The sequence below is a fragment of the Rathayibacter sp. PhB186 genome, assembly GCF_003751825.1.
In the GTDB taxonomy this organism is placed as follows: domain Bacteria; phylum Actinomycetota; class Actinomycetes; order Actinomycetales; family Microbacteriaceae; genus Rathayibacter; species Rathayibacter festucae.
On record NZ_RJKO01000016.1, the window covers coordinates 3,551 to 5,296 of the forward strand.

Consider the following 1,746-nt stretch of genomic DNA (forward strand, 5'->3'; position numbering starts at 1 on the left):
AAACGCATGGTGTCCAGATGCTCCTTAGAAAGGAGGTGATCCAGCCGCACCTTCCGGTACGGCTACCTTGTTACGACTTAGTCCTAATCACCGATCCCACCTTCGACAGCTCCCTCCTTGCGGTTAGGCCACTGGCTTCGGGTGTTACCGACTTTCATGACTTGACGGGCGGTGTGTACAAGGCCCGGGAACGTATTCACCGCAGCGTTGCTGATCTGCGATTACTAGCGACTCCGACTTCATGAGGTCGAGTTGCAGACCTCAATCCGAACTGAGACCGGCTTTTTGGGATTCGCTCCACCTTACGGTATCGCAGCCCTTTGTACCGGCCATTGTAGCATGCGTGAAGCCCAAGACATAAGGGGCATGATGATTTGACGTCATCCCCACCTTCCTCCGAGTTGACCCCGGCAGTCTCCTATGAGTTCCCACCATGACGTGCTGGCAACATAGAACGAGGGTTGCGCTCGTTGCGGGACTTAACCCAACATCTCACGACACGAGCTGACGACAACCATGCACCACCTGTATACCGACCTTGCGGGGCAACCATTTCTGGAAGTTTCCGGTATATGTCAAGCCTTGGTAAGGTTCTTCGCGTTGCATCGAATTAATCCGCATGCTCCGCCGCTTGTGCGGGCCCCCGTCAATTCCTTTGAGTTTTAGCCTTGCGGCCGTACTCCCCAGGCGGGGAACTTAATGCGTTAGCTGCGACACGGAGACCGTGGAAAGGTCCCCACATCTAGTTCCCAACGTTTACGGCGTGGACTACCAGGGTATCTAATCCTGTTCGCTCCCCACGCTTTCGCTCCTCAGCGTCAGTAACGGCCCAGAGAACTGCCTTCGCCATCGGTGTTCCTCCTGATATCTGCGCATTCCACCGCTACACCAGGAATTCCATTCTCCCCTACCGCACTCTAGTCTGCCCGTACCCACTGCAGGCCCGAGGTTGAGCCTCGGGTTTTCACAGCAGACGCGACAAACCGCCTACGAGCTCTTTACGCCCAATAATTCCGGACAACGCTTGCACCCTACGTATTACCGCGGCTGCTGGCACGTAGTTAGCCGGTGCTTTTTCTGCAGGTACCGTCAAGCCGAAGCCCTTCTTCCCTACTAAAAGAGGTTTACAACCCGAAGGCCGTCATCCCCCACGCGGCGTTGCTGCATCAGGCTTTCGCCCATTGTGCAATATTCCCCACTGCTGCCTCCCGTAGGAGTCTGGGCCGTGTCTCAGTCCCAGTGTGGCCGGTCACCCTCTCAGGCCGGCTACCCGTCGTCGGCTTGGTGAGCCATTACCTCACCAACTACCTGATAGGCCGCGAGTCCATCCTTGACCGAAAAACTTTCCACCCGCACCCGATGCCGGGGCAGGTCGTATCCGGTATTAGACGCCGTTTCCAGCGCTTATCCCAGAGTCAAGGGCAGGTTACTCACGTGTTACTCACCCGTTCGCCACTAATCCACCCAGCAAGCTGGGCTTCATCGTTCGACTTGCATGTGTTAAGCACGCCGCCAGCGTTCGTCCTGAGCCAGGATCAAACTCTCCGTAAAAAAATTACGAACACCAACCCCGAAAGGAAGGCACTCAAGTTTGACCTCTAGCAAATAAGACATCATTACTGACATCAATTTCCAAAGGAACCCAACCGGATCACAAGACCCGGACGGGGTTATAAATTTGGCATTGAACATAGTGCACGCTGTTGAGTTCTCAAGAATCGGACACATCCCGCCTCCACACCTGAA

General features: G+C 55.3%; 1 rRNA gene. It reads right to left on the bottom strand.

Features of this window, described 5'->3' with window-relative positions:
* Window positions 1–28: 28 nt before the first annotated feature.
* A 16S ribosomal RNA gene (locus EDF45_RS20930) occupies window positions 29–1,551 on the bottom strand.
* Between the last annotated feature and the right edge of the window lie 195 nt (window positions 1,552–1,746).